A 598-nucleotide genomic window follows, 5' to 3' on the forward strand; every position below is an offset into this window, starting at 1 on the left:
TTCCGTTCGGCCTCGCAATTATCTGTCTTGACGACGAAGATACATCCGTTATTCTGGATATATGGATGAGAAGCAAACGATAGCGGCCTTGGCGGCTCTAGCCCAATCGACACGAATTCAGACTTTCCGACTGCTGGTCGAGCGGGAACCCGAGGGTGTGCCTGCTGGCGAACTCGCGCGGTTAATCGGCGTCCCGCAGAACACCATGTCAGCCCACCTCTCGACGCTCGCGAACGCTGGCCTCGTCAAGGGTGAGCGGCAGAGCCGATCGATCATCTACCGAGCCGACCTGGAGCGCTTCCGGGCGGTCGCCCTTTATCTGCTGAAGGATTGCTGCGGCGGCAATGCGAGCCTCTGCGCTCCGCTGATTGCCGACCTGACGCCGTGCTGCCCTCCAAAAGAGGTCGCCAGAACCTAAACCACGTCCAGCCAGGGGGAACACCATGTCTGACAGACCATACAACGTGCTTTTTCTGTGCACGGGGAATTCCGCTCGCTCCATCCTCGCCGAGGCCATCCTGAACAGGCTGGGCCAAGGGAAGTTCAAGGCCTACTCTGCCGGTTCCCAGCCGAAGGGAGAGGTCCACCCCTACGCACT

General features: G+C 60.0%; 2 protein-coding genes. Both read left to right on the forward strand.

The genetic code is table 11. The features are described from left to right. Nucleotides 1-61 precede the first annotated feature (61 nt). Nucleotides 62-418, forward strand: a complete 357-nt coding sequence (locus N181_RS12725) for an ArsR/SmtB family transcription factor (RefSeq protein ID WP_037436024.1) — start codon at nucleotides 62-64, stop codon at nucleotides 416-418. Nucleotides 419-443: 25 nt separating this feature from the next. After that, nucleotides 444-598 (forward strand): arsenate reductase/protein-tyrosine-phosphatase family protein (locus N181_RS31625; protein WP_475513979.1); only part of this gene is annotated, 155 nt, incomplete at its 3' end.

Source organism: Sinorhizobium fredii USDA 205, assembly GCF_001461695.1.
Classification (GTDB): domain Bacteria; phylum Pseudomonadota; class Alphaproteobacteria; order Rhizobiales; family Rhizobiaceae; genus Sinorhizobium; species Sinorhizobium fredii.

Bases quoted from the DNA above. Each gene is read 5' to 3' on its own strand.
- N181_RS12725 (WP_037436024.1), top strand. From the start codon at position 62: ATGGATGAGAAGCAAACGATAGCGGCCTTGGCGGCTCTAGCCCAATCG.